Origin of the sequence: Undibacterium sp. SXout7W (genome assembly GCF_049339385.1) — a bacterium.
Lineage (GTDB): Bacteria > Pseudomonadota > Gammaproteobacteria > Burkholderiales > Burkholderiaceae_D > Undibacterium.
In genome coordinates this window covers 1-307 of sequence record NZ_JBMPPF010000134.1, presented here as the reverse complement: position 1 = coordinate 307, position 307 = coordinate 1, and the positions used below count along the sequence as shown (strand labels likewise).

Here is a 307-nt window from a genome sequence, read left to right as displayed (position 1 = left end):
CAACCATATAGCTGATGTGGCCCGGCGTATGGCCGTAGCTGGCGACGGCGCGGATGCCCGGCGTGATGTCGCCGGCGCCGTTGAACGGCTGCAGGTGCTGGCTGGCGACGTAGGGCGCCAGCGACGCCATCGCGCCCTGGAAAAATCCCTTGCTGTCGGCCGGCGCCTGGTCCATATTGGCCTGGCTGAGCCAGAAGTCGGTGTCGTGCCGGTCGGCGCGGATGGTGGCGTTGGGGAAGGCCGCCTGGCCGTTGGCCGCGAGGCCGCCCACATGGTCCGGGTGCATATGGGTGATCAGCACTTCGTC

1 protein-coding gene is annotated in these 307 nt (G+C 68.4%); it reads right to left on the bottom strand.

The window, feature by feature from the left end; genetic code table 11:
- A partial coding sequence (locus ACO0LB_RS20810) for an MBL fold metallo-hydrolase (RefSeq protein ID WP_423052638.1) occupies positions 1 to 307 on the bottom strand: 307 nt, incomplete at both ends.